The 15,750-nt window shown below is 69.8% G+C and carries 16 protein-coding genes; 7 read left to right on the forward strand and 9 right to left on the reverse strand.

What is annotated here, in order from left to right:
* The first annotated feature begins 16 nt into the window (after positions 1 to 16).
* Positions 17 to 1,501 carry an MFS transporter gene (locus tag OG978_RS13740; protein ID WP_326765509.1) on the forward strand — a complete coding sequence of 495 codons (1,485 nt, stop codon included), beginning with the start codon at positions 17 to 19 and terminating at the stop codon, positions 1,499 to 1,501.
* A gap of 126 nt (positions 1,502 to 1,627) precedes the next feature.
* Here the strand turns inward: OG978_RS13740 and OG978_RS13745 are convergent, their stop codons facing one another.
* The gene (locus OG978_RS13745; RefSeq protein ID WP_326765510.1) at positions 1,628 to 1,867 is read right to left on the reverse strand and encodes a DUF6243 family protein; all 240 of its coding nucleotides are present in this window, start codon (positions 1,865 to 1,867) and stop codon (positions 1,628 to 1,630) included.
* Positions 1,868 to 2,113: 246 nt separating this feature from the next.
* Positions 2,114 to 3,496, reverse strand: coding sequence for a glycine--tRNA ligase (locus OG978_RS13750; protein ID WP_326765511.1), 1,383 nt, complete (start codon positions 3,494 to 3,496; stop codon positions 2,114 to 2,116).
* 208 nt (positions 3,497 to 3,704) lie between these two features.
* On the opposite strand from OG978_RS13750, the gene OG978_RS13755 reads away from it, so the two are divergent.
* From OG978_RS13755 to OG978_RS13770, 4 genes are all read left to right on the forward strand, one after another.
* The gene (locus tag OG978_RS13755; RefSeq protein ID WP_326765512.1) at positions 3,705 to 4,658 is read left to right on the forward strand and encodes a metal ABC transporter substrate-binding protein; all 954 of its coding nucleotides are present in this window, start codon (positions 3,705 to 3,707) and stop codon (positions 4,656 to 4,658) included.
* 38 nt (positions 4,659 to 4,696) lie between these two features.
* Positions 4,697 to 5,479, forward strand: a complete 783-nt coding sequence (locus OG978_RS13760; RefSeq protein WP_326765513.1) for a metal ABC transporter ATP-binding protein — start codon at positions 4,697 to 4,699, stop codon at positions 5,477 to 5,479.
* A gap of 2 nt (positions 5,480 to 5,481) precedes the next feature.
* Positions 5,482 to 6,375, forward strand: a complete 894-nt coding sequence (locus tag OG978_RS13765) for a metal ABC transporter permease (RefSeq protein WP_326765514.1) — start codon at positions 5,482 to 5,484, stop codon at positions 6,373 to 6,375.
* Between the two features lie 65 nt (positions 6,376 to 6,440).
* The gene (locus OG978_RS13770) at positions 6,441 to 6,875 is read left to right on the forward strand and encodes a Fur family transcriptional regulator (RefSeq protein ID WP_266733149.1); all 435 of its coding nucleotides are present in this window, start codon (positions 6,441 to 6,443) and stop codon (positions 6,873 to 6,875) included.
* A 37-nt stretch (positions 6,876 to 6,912) separates the two neighbouring features.
* On the opposite strand, the gene OG978_RS13775 is transcribed toward OG978_RS13770, so the two are convergent.
* The 5 genes from OG978_RS13775 to leuA form a co-directional block, all read right to left on the reverse strand.
* On the reverse strand, positions 6,913 to 7,446 hold the full coding sequence (locus tag OG978_RS13775; protein WP_326765515.1) for a YcxB family protein: 534 nt from the start codon (positions 7,444 to 7,446) through the stop codon (positions 6,913 to 6,915).
* A 23-nt stretch (positions 7,447 to 7,469) separates the two neighbouring features.
* A complete protein-coding gene (locus OG978_RS13780) occupies positions 7,470 to 8,294 on the reverse strand; it encodes an isoprenyl transferase (RefSeq protein WP_326765516.1) in 825 nt (274 codons plus the stop codon).
* A gap of 35 nt (positions 8,295 to 8,329) precedes the next feature.
* Positions 8,330 to 9,076, reverse strand: a complete 747-nt coding sequence (gene recO, locus OG978_RS13785) for a DNA repair protein RecO (protein ID WP_326765517.1) — start codon at positions 9,074 to 9,076, stop codon at positions 8,330 to 8,332.
* 57 nt (positions 9,077 to 9,133) lie between these two features.
* Positions 9,134 to 9,811, reverse strand: a complete 678-nt coding sequence (locus OG978_RS13790) for a TerB family tellurite resistance protein (RefSeq protein ID WP_326770021.1) — start codon at positions 9,809 to 9,811, stop codon at positions 9,134 to 9,136.
* A gap of 238 nt (positions 9,812 to 10,049) precedes the next feature.
* A complete protein-coding gene (leuA, locus tag OG978_RS13795; RefSeq protein ID WP_326765518.1) occupies positions 10,050 to 11,843 on the reverse strand; it encodes a 2-isopropylmalate synthase in 1,794 nt (597 codons plus the stop codon).
* Positions 11,844 to 12,138: 295 nt separating this feature from the next.
* Between leuA and OG978_RS13800 the strand changes: the two genes are divergently transcribed.
* Complete coding sequence (locus OG978_RS13800; protein ID WP_326765519.1) at positions 12,139 to 13,215, forward strand: M4 family metallopeptidase; 1,077 nt, start codon at positions 12,139 to 12,141, stop codon at positions 13,213 to 13,215.
* A 47-nt stretch (positions 13,216 to 13,262) separates the two neighbouring features.
* Positions 13,263 to 13,529 carry a protealysin inhibitor emfourin gene (locus tag OG978_RS13805; RefSeq protein ID WP_326765520.1) on the forward strand — a complete coding sequence of 89 codons (267 nt, stop codon included), beginning with the start codon at positions 13,263 to 13,265 and terminating at the stop codon, positions 13,527 to 13,529.
* Positions 13,530 to 13,695: 166 nt separating this feature from the next.
* Here OG978_RS13805 and era read toward each other — a convergent pair whose 3' ends face one another.
* A complete protein-coding gene (gene era / locus OG978_RS13810; RefSeq protein ID WP_326765521.1) occupies positions 13,696 to 14,670 on the reverse strand; it encodes a GTPase Era in 975 nt (324 codons plus the stop codon).
* Positions 14,671 to 14,732: 62 nt separating this feature from the next.
* On the reverse strand, positions 14,733 to 15,677 hold the full coding sequence (locus tag OG978_RS13815) for a WxL protein peptidoglycan domain-containing protein (protein ID WP_326770022.1): 945 nt from the start codon (positions 15,675 to 15,677) through the stop codon (positions 14,733 to 14,735).
* Positions 15,678 to 15,750 lie beyond the last annotated feature (73 nt).

Below are 15,750 nucleotides of genomic sequence, written 5' to 3' on the forward strand. Positions count from 1 at the left end.
ACCGTACTATCCATGTATGCCCGAGCTCAGTCACCGCCGACGGCAGTTGGTGCTGGCGATCTGCTGCATGAGTCTGCTGATCGTCAGTCTCGACAACACCGTGCTCAACGTCGCCCTGCCATCCATGCAGAAGGAGCTGCACGCCACCGTCGCGGGCATGCAGTGGACGATCGACGCCTACACCCTCGTCCTGGCCTCGCTGCTGATGCTCGCGGGCTCCACCGCCGACCGGATCGGGCGCCGCAAGGTCTTCAAGATCGGGCTCGTCCTCTTCACCCTCGGTTCGCTGCTCTGCTCCGTGGCGCCGAACCTGGAGTCGCTGGTGGCGTTCCGGATGGTGCAGGCGGTGGGCGGATCGATGCTCAACCCCGTCGCGATGTCGATCATCACCAACACCTTCACCGACCCGCGCGAGCGGGCCCGTGCCATCGGGGTGTGGGGCGGTGTCGTCGGCATCTCCATGGCCGCGGGCCCGGTGGTCGGCGGTCTGCTGGTGGACTCGGTCGGCTGGCGGTCGATCTTCTGGATCAATCTGCCGGTCGGCCTCGCCGCGCTCCTGCTCACCTGGCGCTACGTCCCCGAGTCCCGCGCCCCGAAGCCGCGCCGACCCGACCCGGTGGGGCAGCTGCTGGTGATCGGGCTGCTCGGTTCGCTGACGTACGCGATCATCGAGGCGCCCTCGGTGGGCTGGACCTCGCCGCGGATCCTGGTGTTCACCGTGCTCGCCGTCTGCTCGCTGGCCGGCCTGCTGCTGTACGAGCGCCGACGTGCCGAGCCCCTCATCGATCTGCGGTTCTTCCGCAGCGCCCCGTTCAGCGGTGCCACGGTCATCGCGGTCTGCGCCTTCGCCGCACTGAGCGGGTTCCTCTTCCTCAACACCCTGTATCTGCAGAACGTGCGCGGGCTGAGTGCGCTGCACGCCGGTCTGTACATGCTGCCGATGGCGGCCCTGACCTTTGTCAGCGCACCGCTGTCCGGGCGGCTCGTCGGCAACCGCGGGCCGCGGCTTTCGCTGCTCGTGGCGGGCGTGGCCATGACGGCGTGCGGGCTGCTGTTCGCCGCGTTCGACGCGGAGACGGACGACGTCCTGATGTTCACCGGCTTCGTGCTCTTCGGCCTCGGCTTCGGCATGGTGAACGCGCCGATCACCAACACGGCCGTCTCCGGGATGCCGCGCTCACAGGCCGGGGTGGCGGCCGCGGTGGCCTCGACCAGCCGTCAGATCGGCGGGACGCTCGGGGTCGCCGTGATCGGTGCGGTGCTGGCGGCGGGCGTGGCCGGGGCCGGGGCGCCGCGCAGTGCCGGGTACGCGGCGGCCTTCGTGGACGCGAGCAAGCCCGCCTGGTGGATCATCGGCGGGTGCGGGCTGTGCGTCCTGCTGGTGGGGGCGCTGACGAGCGGGCGCTGGGCGCGGGAGACGGCACGCCGGACCGCCCAGCGGCTGGAGAGGCAGGCGGATGCCCCGGCCGGGGATCAGACGTCGGCGAGCTCCAAGGTCTGACCCCAGGGCCTGAAGAGGTGGCCGCGTTCGCCGCGGTCGAGCAGCAGGGTGCGGACATGGGCGTGGGCCCGGATCACGACATACGAAATGATCCGGGCCCACGGTCGTGCGGGTGGCGAGGGGGCGTCAGCTCTGCGCCGGGGCGTCCTGCTCGGGCGCGTCCGGCTGCGCGGCGTCGTCCGAGGAGGACTCCGACGCGGTACCCGACTGCGCACGCTCGCGCATCTTGCGCAGCAGCTCCTGCTTCTGGTCGGCCGCCGTCTTGCGGTCGGCGTCGCGCGCAGGGCCGGCGCCCTGCTGCTCGGCGCGGGACAGCTTCTTGCGCTGTCCGCCCACACCGAGCAGGTTATTACGGCTCTTGGCCATGGCGTTCTCCCGTTCGTAGTGCGAAGTGAGGTCTGAAGCGACCTGGAATCGGTCCGGCGGGCGGCGGGTGGTCGGACCCGCCGCGCTCTCACTCGTAGATCTGGAAGAACGAATACATGCCGGAACCGTACCCCGCCCCGGTCGGGCCCCGCACCCGGTTTTCGGCCGACCGGACGCCGGTGCCGCGGTACGACGAAGCCCCGGCCCCCGCGCGGGGACCGGGGCTTCGCCCGCGGACTCGATGGGTCAGCAGCCGAGCAGGCGGGCGCCGAGGTAGGCCTGGATCTGGTCCAGGGAGACGCGCTCCTGCTTCATGGTGTCGCGCTCGCGCACGGTCACCGCGTTGTCGTCGAGGGTGTCGAAGTCGACGGTGACGCAGAACGGCGTACCGATCTCGTCCTGACGGCGGTAGCGGCGGCCGATGGCGCCCGCGTCGTCGAACTCGATGTTCCAGTTCTTCCGCAGGTCGGTCGCGAGGCCCTTGGCCTTCGGCGACAGCTGCGGGTTGCGGGACAGCGGCAGGACGGCGACCTTGACCGGCGCGAGGCGCGGGTCGAGACGCATCACGGTGCGCTTCTCCATGACGCCCTTGGCGTTGGGCGCCTCGTCCTCGATGTAGGCGTCGAGGAGGAAGGCGAGCATCGCGCGGCCGACACCGGCCGCCGGCTCGATGACGTACGGAGTCCAGCGCTCGCCGGCCTCCTGGTCGAAGAAGGTCAGGTCCGTGCCCGAGGCCTTGGAGTGGGCCTTGAGGTCGTAGTCCGTGCGGTTGGCGACGCCCTCCAGCTCGCCCCACTCGCTGCCGCCGAAGCGGAAGCGGTACTCGATGTCGGCGGTGCGCTTGGAGTAGTGGGAGAGCTTCTCCGCCGGGTGGTCGTACCAGCGCATGTTCTCCTCGCGCATGCCGAGGTCCGTGTACCAGTTCCAGCGCTGGTCCATCCAGTACTGCTGCCACTCCTCGTCCTCGCCCGGCTTGACGAAGAACTCCATCTCCATCTGCTCGAACTCACGGGTGCGGAAGATGAAGTTGCCCGGAGTGATCTCGTTCCGGAAGGACTTGCCCATCTGGGCGATACCGAACGGCGGCTTCTTGCGCGAAGTCTGCTGCACCTGGCCGAAGTTGGTGAAGATGCCCTGGGCGGTCTCGGGACGCAGGTAGGCGACCGAGCCGGAGTCCTGGGTCGGGCCGAGGTGAGTGGAGAGCAGACCCGAGAACTGCTTGGGCTCGGTGAAGGTGCCCTTGTTGCCGCAGTTGGGGCAGTTGAGCTCGGTCAGGCCGTTCGCGGGCGCGTGGCCGTGCTTCTCCTCGTATGCCTCCTCCAGGTGGTCGGCGCGGAAGCGCTTGTGACAGGAGGTGCACTCGGTCAGCGGGTCGGTGAACGTGGCGACGTGGCCGGAGGCCACCCAGACCTCGGGGGCAAGGATGACCGACGAGTCGAGACCGACCACGTCCTCGCGCGAGGTGACCATGTAGCGCCACCACTGGCGCTTGAGGTTCTCCTTCATCTCGACGCCCAGCGGCCCGTAGTCCCAGGCGGCGCGCTGGCCGCCGTAGATCTCACTGCACGGGTAGACGAAGCCACGGCGCTTGCTCAGGCTGACGATGGAGTCGATCTTGTCGGCGGCCACGGTGCTCTCTTCATTACGACGAAATTGGACAGGGGTGGCGCGAAGCGCCTATGTGGGGGGTGGTGGTGGTCGGGAGACGGGCGGGCGAATGCTTCAGATTACCGGCGGGCACGGCCCTTCGATCAAATCGGTATCGGCATGGTCGGCCGCGAAGTCATCTCATAAGCCTTGTTGACAATCGTTTCCAGTTTTGTTGAAAATGACTGTCATGAACGTCAGCCGCCTCATACCCACCGCCACCGTCGCCGGAGCAGTCGTCCTCGGCCTCACCGCCCTCACCGCCTGTTCCTCCTCGGACGCCGCGGACCACAAGAACGGCGACAAGCTGGACGTGGTGGCCTCGTTCTATCCGATGCAGTTCCTGGCCGAGCAGATTGGCGGGGAGCACGTCTCCGTCACCACGCTGACCAAGCCGGGCGTCGAGCCGCACGACCTGGAGCTCAGCCCGCGGCAGATAGGCGGGCTCGCCGACGCCGACTACATCCTGTACCTCGAGGGCATCCAGCCCGCCGTGGACGACGCCGTCGAGCAGTCCGGGTCGAAGGACGCCGTCGACGCCTCGAAGCTCACCACGCTGGAGGACCACGGCACCGAGACCGGCGGCGACGAGCACGGCCACGAGCACCACGGCGACGAGGCCGGAGCCGACCCCCACATCTGGCTGGACCCGGTGAAGTACGCCGAGGTCGCCAAGGGCGTGGGCGCGTCCCTGGAGAAGACCGACCCCGACCACGCCGCGGACTACCGGAAGAACACGGACGCGCTGGTCACCAAGCTCGACGGCCTGAACACGGCTTACGTGAACGGTCTCAAGAACACCTCCACCAAGACCTTCATCACCACCCACTCCGCCTTCGGGTACCTCGCCGAGCGCTACGGCCTCACCCAGGAGGGCATCGCCGGCATCGACCCCGAGGCCGAGCCCAGCCCCGCCCGGATCAACGAGATCCACACCATCGCGGAGAAGGACAAGGCCACCACCGTATTCTTCGAGACGCTCGCCAGCGACAAGACCGCGAAGACCCTCGCCAAGGACACCGGCCTGAAGACCGACGTCCTGGACCCGCTCGAAGGAATCACGGACAAGTCCAAGGGCGCTGACTACATCGAGGTCATGCAGTCCAACCTCGCCGCCCTGCAGAAGGCGCTCGGCGCGAAGTGACCCCCGTAACACCCGCCACAGCAGCATCGGAGGCGCACATGCCCGAGACCGGGAGCACCACGACCGACCCCGTGATAGCCCTGCGGGGCGCCACGGCCACGCTCGGTGCGCGTCCGGTGCTGCGGGGCATCGACCTGACCGTCCACCGCGGCGAGGTCGCCGCCCTGCTCGGCGCCAACGGCTCGGGCAAGTCGACCGCCGTACGCTCCGTCATCGGCCAGGTCCCGCTCACCGGCGGCTCCGTCGAACTGTTCGGCACCCCGCTGCGCCGCTTCCGCTCCTGGGCGCGGATCGGTTACGTACCCCAGCGCACCACGGCGGCCGGCGGCGTCCCCGCCACGATCCGTGAGGTCGTCACCTCCGGGCGGCTGTCCCGCACGAAGCTGGGCCTGCTCCGCAAGGCCGACCGGGCCGCCGTCGACCGGGCCATCGAGCTCGTCGGCCTCGCCGACCGGGCCAAGGACTCGGTGGGCGCGCTCTCCGGCGGGCAGCACCAGCGGGTGCTGATCGCCCGCGCGCTGGCCGCCGAACCCGAGCTGCTGATCATGGACGAGCCGATGGCCGGCGTCGACCTGGCCAGCCAGGAGATCCTCGCCGCGACCCTGCGCGAGCAGGTCGCGGCCGGCGCCACGGTACTGCTCGTACTGCACGAGCTCGGCCCGCTGGAGCCGCTGATCGACCGCGCGATCGTGCTGCGCGACGGCTGCGTGATGCACGACGGGCCGCCGCCGAAGGCGCTGGGCCAGCACGCCCTGCCCGGACACGACCATGTACACCCCCACGCGGCCTCCGAGCCCGTCCGTACGGGACTGCTGAGCTGACCATGGAATTCCTCGACCCTCCCTTCATGCAGCGGGCCCTGCTCGCCGCCGTGCTCGTCGGCGTCATCGCGCCCGCCGTCGGCATCTACCTCGTCCAGCGCCGCCAGGCCCTGATGGGCGACGGCATCGGCCATATCGCGATGACCGGTGTCGGCCTCGGCTTCCTGCTCTCCACCAACCCGGTCTGGATGGCCACGGCGGTCGCCGTCGCCGGCGCCGTCGTGATGGAGCTGATCCGCTGGTACGGACGCACCCGCGGCGACATCGCGCTGGCCATGCTGTTCTACGGCGGCATGGCGGGCGGTGTGCTGCTGATCAACCTCTCCGACACCGGCTCCAACGCCAACCTCACCTCGTACCTCTTCGGCTCCCTGTCCACGGTCTCCGCCGAGGACATCACCTCGATCTGTGTGCTGGCCTCCTTCGTGCTGCTGGTGACACTGGGGCTGCGCCGCCAGCTGTTCGCGGTCAGCCAGGACGAGGAGTTCGCCCGGGTCACCGGTCTGCCGGTGCGCGCGCTGAATCTGCTGGTCGCCGTGACGGCGGCGGTGACCGTCACCGTCGCGATGCGGGTCGTCGGGCTGCTGCTGGTCAGCGCCCTGATGGTGGTGCCGGTCGCGGCCGCGCAGCAGATCTCCAGGTCCTTCAGGGTGACGTTCGTGCTGTCGGTCGTCATCGGTACGGCGGTGACCCTGGCCGGCACCGTCACCTCGTACTACCAGGACGTCCCGCCCGGCGCGACGATCGTGCTGCTGGCCATCGCGGTCTTCGTCGCCCTGACGCTGCTGGCGACCCCGCTGGCCAGAAGCCGCGCCCGCCGGAGCGAAGCGGCGTCCGAGGAGTGCACCCTGGAGGTACCGGCCTCCCGTCCGGCCCCGGACGAGCTCCGCGTTTGACCGTGACGCCCGGACGGGCTGGCACAATGGCCCGACACAGGTACGGGCGACACGAGGAGGCTGCTGTGGCGACGGCGCCGATCAGTGGAACGAACGCGGCCCCGGTACGCGGCCGGTCAACCCGGCAGCGGGCGGCGGTGGCGGCGGCGCTCGACGAGGTGGACGAGTTCCGCAGCGCCCAGGAGCTGCACGATGTGCTCAAGCACCGCGGTGACTCGGTCGGGCTGACCACCGTCTACCGCACCCTTCAGTCCCTCGCCGACGCCGGCGAGGTCGACGTGCTGCGCACCACGGACGGCGAGTCCGTGTACCGGCGCTGCTCGACCGGGGACCACCATCACCACCTGGTGTGCCGGATGTGCGGCAAGGCCGTGGAGGTAGAGGGGCCCGCGGTGGAACAGTGGGCGGAGACCATCGCCGCTCAGCACGGGTATGTGAACGTGGCCCATACGGTGGAGATCTTCGGTACCTGCGCGGAGTGCGCGGCCGCGAAGAAGTGACGGCGCGGGGGCGGCGCCCCCGCGCACCTCGCCCGTCTCAGAGCCTTCGTACGTTGCGGTCGAGCACGCTGCGCAGCCGGTCGAGGTCGTCCGGCCCGCGCACACCGCGCTTGGGCAGCATGGTGATCCCGATGGCCTGCTTGTCGTCGCTGAACAGTACGAAGAGCTCCGGCGTCTCCCGGTAGCGGGGCACCATCGGCCAGCTGACGGTCGTGGTGCTGTGGTCCGTGACCACCTGTATGCCGGTCTCGCGCACCACTGTGCGGCAGGTGCCCTGGCTCGCGGCGAACCGGTACAGCTGCCGGCCCTGGAGCCAGGGCGTCAGGATCACGGCCACCATCACGAAGACGAGCGCCACCCAGAAGGGCGCCCCCGGGCCGTCCCCGCCGAGCGCGATCAGGATTCCCATCAGCACGGCCACCGCCGGCATCAGGATCAGCAGCTTGCGCTGCATGCGGCCGCTCCTGCTGATCTTCGCGCGGGCGTTCAGCGCCTCCGCGAAATCGGCCGTGGTCGGCTGGTACTCCAGCTCGACCACGGCCCCCTCTCCGTCCCACCCCTGAGTCGTCATGGGGCGGAATCGTAACGGCAGGGTCAGACGGCCGGACCGGCGGTCCCCGCCTCCACCGCACCGCCGAAGCGCCGGTCCCGCTGGGCGAACTCCAGGCAGGCGCGCCACAGGTCGCGGCGGTCGAAGTCCGGCCACAGCACGTCCTGGAAGACCATCTCGGCGTAGGCGCTCTGCCAGATCAGGTAGTTGGACGTGCGCTGCTCGCCGCTGGGACGGACGAAGAGGTCGACGTCCGGCATGTCCGGGTAGTAGATGTACTTCGCGAAGGTCTTCTCGTTGACCTTGGACGGGTCCAGCTTCCCGGCCGCGACGTCCTGCGCGATGCGCTGCGCGGCGTCGGCGATCTCGGCCCGGCCGCCGTAGTTGACGCAGAAGTACAGCGTCATCCTGTCATTGTCCTTGGTCTGCTCCTGGGCGACCTGGAGCTCCTGGACCACGGACTTCCACAGCTTGGGCATGCGGCCCACCCAGCGGATGCGGATACCCAGTTCGTCCATCTCGTCGCGGCGGCGGCGGATGACGTCCCGGTTGAAGTTCATGAGGAACTTCACCTCCTCCGGGGACCGCTTCCAGTTCTCGGTGGAGAACGCGTACAGCGAGAGGTTCTTGACGCCCATCTCGATGCAGCCCTTGAGAACGTCCATGACGACGCCCTCGCCGACCTTGTGGCCCTCGGTGCGCGGGAGGCCGCGTTCCTTGGCCCAGCGGCCGTTGCCGTCCATCACGACGGCCACGTGCTTGGGCACCAGCTCGCCGGGGATCTTCGGGGGCGTGGCACCGGAGGGGTGCGGCTCCGGGGTCTTGTAGTCGCGCCGGTTACGGCCGCCGAGCATCCCGCGTACTGCCATGAACTGTCTCGCTCCCTGTGCCTGATCTGCCTGTGTCACTTCTCTACGTACCGCAATGAGCGCAGCCCGCGCTCCAGGTGCCAGTGCAGATAGGCGGACACCAGCCCGCTCCCCTCCCTGACATGACGCGCCTCGCATGCGTCCGCCGTCTCCCAGTCGCCGCTGAGCAGCGCGCTCAGCAGAGTGACGGCCTCAGCCGAGGGTACGACGCTGCCGGGCACCCGGCAGTCGCCGCATATGACGCCGCCCGCCGCGACGGAGAAGAACCGGTTCGGTCCGGGCATTCCGCACCTGGCGCAGTCCTCGAAGCTGGGTGCGTAGCCGTTGACGGCGAGCGAGCGCAGCAGGAAGGCGTCGAGGATGAGATGCGGCTCGTGTTCGCCGCGGGCGAGGGTGCGCAGCCCGCCGACGAGCAGCAGGTACTGCTGGACCGCGGGCTCGCCCTCGTGGTCGGTGAACCGCTCGGCGGTCTCCAGCATCGCGGTGCCCGCGGTGTAGCGGGCGTAGTCGGTGACGATGCCGCCACCGTACGGAGCGATGGTCTCGCTCTGGGTGCAGAGCGGCAGTCCGCGGCCGATGAGTTCGCTGCCGCGGGCGAAGAACTGCACGTCGACGTGGGAGAAGGGTTCCAGCCGCGCCCCGAACTTGGACTTCGTGCGGCGCACCCCGCGCGCGACGGCGCGTACCCGGCCGTGGCCGCGGGTCAGGATCGTGATGATCCGGTCGGCCTCGCCCAGCTTCTGCGTGCGCAGCACCACGCCGTCGTCCCGGAACAAGCTCATGCGTCCATTGTCCGGTACGGGGACGGCCGACGGGGCCCCCGGCCCCATCCGGGACCGTCAGGAGGGGGTGCGCGCCGCCTCGGCGAGCAGTCGGGCGGTGTCCTGGGCGCAGATCTGCAGCGCGCCACCGACCGTGGTCAGCACCTCGCGCTCCGCCTGTCCGTACGGGCCGTCGGCGAGCGCGATCCTGGCGCCCTGGAGCAGAATCGATTCGCGTCCGGCGGGGGCCAGATGAGGGGCGAGGGGTTCCAGCGCCTCGTGCAGTTCGATGGCGAGGGCCGCTCCGCACGCCTCGGCCGCGGGGTCGAAGGCGGAGCCCTGGCCGGTGTCGGCGGCGAGGACCTCGACGACGGTGCAGAGCTGTTCCTCGGTGCAGTCGTCGATTCCGGCGCCGCGCACGATGGCGGCCGCGGTCTCCAGCACCGTGCGGGAAGTGGTGCCGCCGGCCGCGAGGACACCGAGCGCGACGGTGTGGACGGCGTCCCGGAGCATGGCGGAGAGCCGGGTGGTGGTGGGGTGGTCGAGCACATCGGTGCCGAAGTGCTCCCGGCAGGCGGCGCATTCGACGACGGGGCCCACAGTGCCGCGCCGCACCATCGGTACGCCGAGCACCGCGAAGCGCCGACGGCCGGTGAGCCTGCGGTAGTTGCGGTCGCCGCCGCAGCCGGGGCAGTAGAACTCCCCGTCGCCGACGGGGTCCCAGATGGTGCGGATGCCGCAGATTCGCAGCTTCATGGCGCGTTGTCCCAGGGCTGACCGCACGTCGCACACCTCCGTAACTCCCCCGTAGCCCCAAGGGCACGGGAGGTGCCCCCTCCGGCAACATTGCCGTGTGGACGTGATGTTAACCACAGTCGTGATGCGGCGTCAGTACCTCGGTCGTCACAACCGTCCGGAGATGGCCGAACCCCGCCCCCCGGGTGCGGGTGGACGGGGTCTTCGGCCGTGCGGCTTTGCCCTTCCGGGCGCCGGATCAGCGGGTGGCGCGGTTGACGGCGGAGACGACCGCCTTCAGCGAGGCCCGCGTGGTGTTGGCGTCGATGCCGATGCCCCACAGGACCTTTCCGTCGATCGCGCACTCGATGTACGAGGCGGCCTGGGAGCTGGCGCCCTCGCTCATGGTGTGCTCGGTGTAGTCCAGGAGACGGGCGTCGATACCGATGGCCTGCAGCGCTTCGAAGAACGCGGAGATCGGTCCGTTGCCGGTGCCGGTCAGCACGGTGTCCGCGCCGTCCACGGTCGCCTCGACGGTGATCGTGTCCTTGCCGTCGGAGCCGGTCGTGGTCTGGCCGGTGCGGATCTGTACGCGACCCCAGGCGTTCTCCGGGTTGGGCAGGTACTCGTCGCGGAACGTGGACCAGATCTGCGTGGGCGTGACCTCGCCGCCCTCGGCATCCGTCTTGGCCTGAATGATCCGGGAGAATTCGATCTGCATCCGGCGCGGCAGGTCCAGCTTGTGGTCGTTCTTCAGGACATAGGCGATTCCGCCCTTGCCGGACTGCGAGTTGACCCGGATGACGGCCTCGTAGCTGCGGCCGACGTCCTTCGGGTCGATCGGCAGGTACGGCACCGCCCACTCGAGATCATCGATGGTCACGCCCTCGCCCTGGGCGGCCGCGTCGGCCTCCATGGCGTCGAAGCCCTTCTTGATGGCGTCCTGGTGGGAGCCGGAGAAGGCGGTGTAGACCAGGTCGCCCGCGTAGGGGTGGCGCGGGTGGACCTCCATCTGGTTGCAGTACTCGCTGGTGCGGCGGATCTCGTCGATCTGCGAGAAGTCGATCTGCGGGTCGACGCCCTGCGAGAACAGGTTCATGCCCAGGGTGACCAGGTCGACGTTGCCGGTGCGCTCGCCCTGGCCGAACAGGCAGCCCTCGATCCGGTCCGCACCGGCCATGATGGCCAGCTCGGCGGCGGCGACGGCGGTGCCGCGGTCGTTGTGCGGGTGGACCGACAGGCAGACGAACTCGCGGCGCGACAGATTGCGCGACATCCACTCGAACCGGTCCGCGTGCGTGGACGGCGTCGAACGCTCCACGGTGGCGGGCAGGTTGAGGATGATCTCGCGGCCCTCCTCGGGCTGCCAGACGTCGCAGACCGCCTCGCAGACCTCCAGGGCGAAGTCCAGCTCGGTGTCGGTGAAGATCTCGGGGCTGTACTGGTAGCCGAAGGTCGTCTCCGGGCCCAGCAGCTTCTCCGCGTACTCCATGACCAGCCGCGTGCCGTCCACGGCGATCTGCTTGATGTCGTCCTTGGAACCGCGGAAGACGACCCGGCGGAAGGTGGGCGCCGTCGCGTTGTACAGGTGCACGGTGGCGCGGCGGGCGCCGACGATGGACTCTACGGTCCGCTCGATCAGGTCCTCGCGGGCCTGCGTCAGGACGGAGATCGTCACGTCCTCGGGGATCGCGCCCTCTTCGATGATGGAGCGGACGAACGCGAAGTCGGTCTCGCCGGAGGACGGGAAGCCGACCTCGATCTCCTTGTAGCCCATGCGTACGAGCAGATCGAACATCTCGCGCTTGCGGGCCGGCGACATCGGGTCGATCAGGGCCTGGTTGCCGTCGCGCAGGTCGGTGGAGAGCCAGCGGGGCGCGACGGTGATCCGGTTGTCCGGCCAGGTGCGGTCGGGGATGTCGACGGCCTCGTAGGTGCCGTACTTGTGGATCGGCATCCCGGACGGCTTCTGCAGCTGAGTCGCGTTGGTGATCGGCGTCGGACGGCCGACAGCGGTTTCAGCGGGGGACTGAGCGGGATTTGCGGCGGTCATGGCGTACGGCTCCTCGGGGTCCAACCAAGTGGGACGGCCGACTGTGTCGCTGCAACACCAGACTCCGCGGGGAGGGGGTCGGCCTACGACTACAGGCCCTCGCCGCGGCAGCTAAGAAGAAGCAGCCCGAAACGCATGATGCGACGAGACTAGCCGAGAGGCGCCTGATACGCCGGTCCCGTATCAGTATGCGGGACCGGGCGCAGGAAACGCCCAACGGTGATCGATCACTCCATTTCGTCAATCCTGATCGCAACCAGTGACATGGCGATTACCTGCTGCCACAGTCGGCTGTATGCACCCTCAGTCACAGCACGGATTCCACCCCGTCTTCTGCACGATCGTGCCGCCCCAGGTCCTCGACAAGCTGTCGCAGTCCGACAACCCCGATCTCGCCGGTCCGGCCCGTCGCACCCTGGAGAGCGACGCGGCCCGCCGCACCCGCCGCCAGATGGCCACGGTCGTCACCGTGCCCGTCGCCCCCGCGACCGAGGGGGAAGCGTCCGACAAGCCCGACCGCACCCTGTACGACTGCCGCAACGGCACCCAGCTGCCCGGCACCGAGGTCCGCGCCGAGGGCCAGGATCCGACGAAGGACGCGAGCGTCAACCGCGCGTACGCGGGACTCGGCGCCACCTTCGAACTGCTGCTCAAGGCGTACGGCCGCCGTTCGATCGACGGCAACGGACTGCCGCTGATCGGTTCCGTGCACTACGACGAGAAGTACAACAACGCCTTCTTCGACGGCGAGCAGATGGTCTTCGGCGACGGGGACGGGGAGATCTTCCTGGACTTCACCGTCGCCATCGACGTGATCGGCCACGAGCTGGCCCACGGCCTGACCCAGTACACCGCCAACCTGAGCTACTACGGCCAGTCCGGCGCGCTCAACGAATCCATGTCCGACGTCTTCGGCTCCCTGGTCAAGCAGTACACGCTGGGCCAGAACGCCGACCAGGCCGACTGGCTGATCGGCGCCGGGCTGCTGGCCCCCCGCGTCCAGGGCGTCGCGCTGCGCTCGATGAAGGCGCCGGGCACGGCGTACGACGACGACGTGCTGGGCAAGGACCCGCAGCCCGCGAAGATGGAGGACTACGTCCACACCAGCGAGGACAACGGCGGGGTGCACCTCAACTCCGGCATCCCGAACCGCGCGTTCTATCTGCTGGCGACGGCGCTCGGCGGCAATGCGTGGGAGCGTGCCGGCCAGCTCTGGTTCGATGTGCTCACAGGTGGTCAACTGGCCGTGGACGCGGACTTCGCGTCCTTCGCCCGGCTGACGGTCGCCGCGGCCCGCAGCCGCTTCGGCGAGGGCGACGAGGCCGAGGCCGTCCTGAAGGCGTGGTCGGAAGTGGGCGTACCGACCGCGTAGTGCGATCCGGCCCTTGCCCCAGCCCGTCCGGCGTTGGAGGACATCGCATGCGGATTCAGGTCAGCAGGACCGGCGGCTTCGCCGGCATCGCACGCCACAGCGAGGTCGACACCGCCGGGCGGGACGACGCCCCGGAGTGGGAGGCTCTGGCCGAATCGGCGCTCGCCGCGGGCCACGCCGCCCCGCCCAAGGGCGTGCCGGACGGCTTCCGGTACCGGATCACGGTCGGCGACCGGACGGTGCACTGCGCGGACCCGAGGCTGACCGACGCCCAGCGGGCACTGGTCTCACGCGTCCTGAAGGAGGGCGCGTGAGGCCGGTCTCCGGGTCACGCCCCGAGCCTGCGACCCGGGTCAGAAGCCGAGCTTGCGCAGCTGCTTCGGGCCCCATCTCGACCGCCGCCCTCGCACCCTTCGACCCCGGGGGCCTCAGCGGCTTCGGGCAGCTGCGCCGTTCTCCGGCCGCCGGACCGGGCAGAACTCAGAACCCCAGCTTGCGCAGCTGCTTCGGATCGCGCTGCCAGTCCTTCGCGACCTTCACATGGAGGTCCAGGAAGACCGGTGTGCCGAGCAGTGCCTCGATGTGCTTGCGCGACTTCGTACCGACGTCCTTCAGCCGCTTGCCCTTCGGGCCGATGATGATGCCCTTCTGGCTGGGACGCTCGATGTAGACGTTGGCGTGGATGTCGAGCAGCGGCTTGTCCGCCGGGCGGCCCTCGCGCGGCAGCATCTCCTCGACGACGACCGCGATGGAGTGCGGCAGCTCGTCCCGTACGCCTTCCAGCGCGGCCTCGCGGATCAGCTCCGCGACCATGACCATCTCGGGCTCGTCGGTGAGGTCGCCCTCCGGGTAGAGCGGCGGGCTCACCGGGAGCAGCGGGGCGATCAGGTCGCCCAGCAGGCCGACCTGGGTGTCCTTGACCGCGGAGACCGGAATGATCTCCGCCCACTCGAAGCCGAGCTCCTCGCCGAGGCGGGAGACGGCGAGCAGCTGTTCGGCGAGCTGCTTGGAGTCGACCAGGTCGGTCTTGGTGATGATGGCGATCTTCGGGGTCTTCTTGATGCCCGCGAGTTCCTTGACGATGTACTTGTCGCCGGGGCCGAGCTTCTGGTCGGCGGGCAGGCAGAAGCCGATGACGTCGACCTCGGCCCAGGTGGTCCGTACGACGTCGTTGAGCCGCTCGCCCAGCAGCGTGCGCGGCTTGTGGAGGCCGGGGGTGTCGACCAGGATCAGCTGCGCGTCGTCGCGGTGCACGATGCCGCGCACGGTGTGCCGGGTGGTCTGCGGCCGGTTGGAGGTGATTGCCACCTTCTGGCCGACCAGAGCGTTCGTGAGGGTGGACTTGCCCGCGTTGGGGCGGCCCACGAAGCAGGCGAAACCGGCCCGGTGGGGGGCTTTGTCCGCAGCCTGCTGCGCGGCGGCTTCTGTGTCAGGTCGAACGCTCATGGCGCCCATTGTCCCCGATCCCGGCGGCCCCGCCGCACCAAGGGCCGCGGCGGGGCCTGTCGGGTGTCGCCTCAGGCGGTGCCAGAGCGGCTCCGGCGGGCCCGTATCCACATCCCCGTACCCCCGCCGACGATCACCAGCAGGATCCCGGCCACCAGCCAGGGCAGGGCGAAGTACGAGGCGGTGGCGGACTCGCGGGTCTCGCGGGCGCTCGCGGTCAGCCGGATCTCGCCCCATTCCAGCTGGGGCGCGTCGGCCCACTGTTCGGTCAGCCGGACCTCCTGGCGGGGCAGCAGCTCGGCGGGGATCCTCTTCAGGTCGCGGGCGAGCAGGGTGCGGCCGAAGAGTCCCTCGGCCTTGAGGGCGACCTTGGGGCTGAGGGTGACATTGCCCCGGTTGTGGAGCGTGTACGAGATGACGGCCCGGCTCTTCCCGGTGCCGGGGACCAGCGGCTGGGAGTGCTCGACCCGGATGTCGTCCACGGAGAGCGCGGGCATGGTCGGCCCGTTCACCCGCAGATAGATCCGGGCGCCGACCGCCTTCTGGATGCCGACGGCGACGGCACCGGCGTCGGCGGGGTCGATGCGCTCGTCGAGGGCGACGAGCGCGCCGGGGTGGTCGCCCGGTTCGGCGTTCTCGGGGACGGCGATGGTGACCGGGACGGTGACCGAGCCGTGCGGCTCCACGGTGACCCGGTCGCGGCCGGTCCTCGCCCAGGCGCCGACCGAGCGCTGTCTCTCGTCGCGGGCCCGTACGGCGTACCCGCCGTCGCGTGCGGTGTTGTAGGCGTCGGCCGCGTACAGCCGGAAGGTCTCCGGCCGGTCCGTCTTGTTGGTGACGGTGACCTTGTCGTGGAGCGTGGCGCCCGGGTCGGCCGAGAGGTAGAAGTACGGGCGCTGACCGGACCGTTCGGTGGCCGGGTAGACCGACCAGCTGCCATTGTCCGCGGCGTGGGCGGCGGGCGCGCCGATCAGCAGGAGGGCGCCGGCCAGGAGCAGTACGTAGATGTTGCGCACGGTGCGGAACCCCCGGGTGGTGGTCGGGACGGGCGGTCCGGGCGGGTGCGCGCCCGGTCCGCCGGTTGCTCGG

Origin of the sequence: Streptomyces sp. NBC_01591 (assembly GCF_035918155.1) — a bacterium.
Classification (GTDB): domain Bacteria; phylum Actinomycetota; class Actinomycetes; order Streptomycetales; family Streptomycetaceae; genus Streptomyces.

Excerpts from the sequence above, each read along its gene's own strand:
- recO (WP_326765517.1), bottom strand. The coding sequence starts at position 9,076 with ATGAGCTTGTTCCGGGACGACGGCGTGGTGCTGCGCACGCAGAAGCTG.
- era (WP_326765521.1), bottom strand. The coding sequence starts at position 14,670 with ATGGGCGCCATGAGCGTTCGACCTGACACAGAAGCCGCCGCGCAGCAG.
- OG978_RS13760 (WP_326765513.1), top strand. The coding sequence starts at position 4,697 with ATGCCCGAGACCGGGAGCACCACGACCGACCCCGTGATAGCCCTGCGG.
- OG978_RS13740 (WP_326765509.1), top strand. The coding sequence starts at position 17 with ATGCCCGAGCTCAGTCACCGCCGACGGCAGTTGGTGCTGGCGATCTGC.
- OG978_RS13790 (WP_326770021.1), bottom strand. The coding sequence starts at position 9,811 with ATGAAGCTGCGAATCTGCGGCATCCGCACCATCTGGGACCCCGTCGGC.
- OG978_RS13745 (WP_326765510.1), bottom strand. The coding sequence starts at position 1,867 with ATGGCCAAGAGCCGTAATAACCTGCTCGGTGTGGGCGGACAGCGCAAG.
- OG978_RS13755 (WP_326765512.1), top strand. The coding sequence starts at position 3,705 with ATGAACGTCAGCCGCCTCATACCCACCGCCACCGTCGCCGGAGCAGTC.
- leuA (WP_326765518.1), bottom strand. The coding sequence starts at position 11,843 with ATGACCGCCGCAAATCCCGCTCAGTCCCCCGCTGAAACCGCTGTCGGC.
- OG978_RS13780 (WP_326765516.1), bottom strand. The coding sequence starts at position 8,294 with ATGGCAGTACGCGGGATGCTCGGCGGCCGTAACCGGCGCGACTACAAG.
- OG978_RS13775 (WP_326765515.1), bottom strand. The coding sequence starts at position 7,446 with ATGACGACTCAGGGGTGGGACGGAGAGGGGGCCGTGGTCGAGCTGGAG.
- OG978_RS13765 (WP_326765514.1), top strand. The coding sequence starts at position 5,482 with ATGGAATTCCTCGACCCTCCCTTCATGCAGCGGGCCCTGCTCGCCGCC.
- OG978_RS13800 (WP_326765519.1), top strand. The coding sequence starts at position 12,139 with ATGCACCCTCAGTCACAGCACGGATTCCACCCCGTCTTCTGCACGATC.
- OG978_RS13805 (WP_326765520.1), top strand. The coding sequence starts at position 13,263 with ATGCGGATTCAGGTCAGCAGGACCGGCGGCTTCGCCGGCATCGCACGC.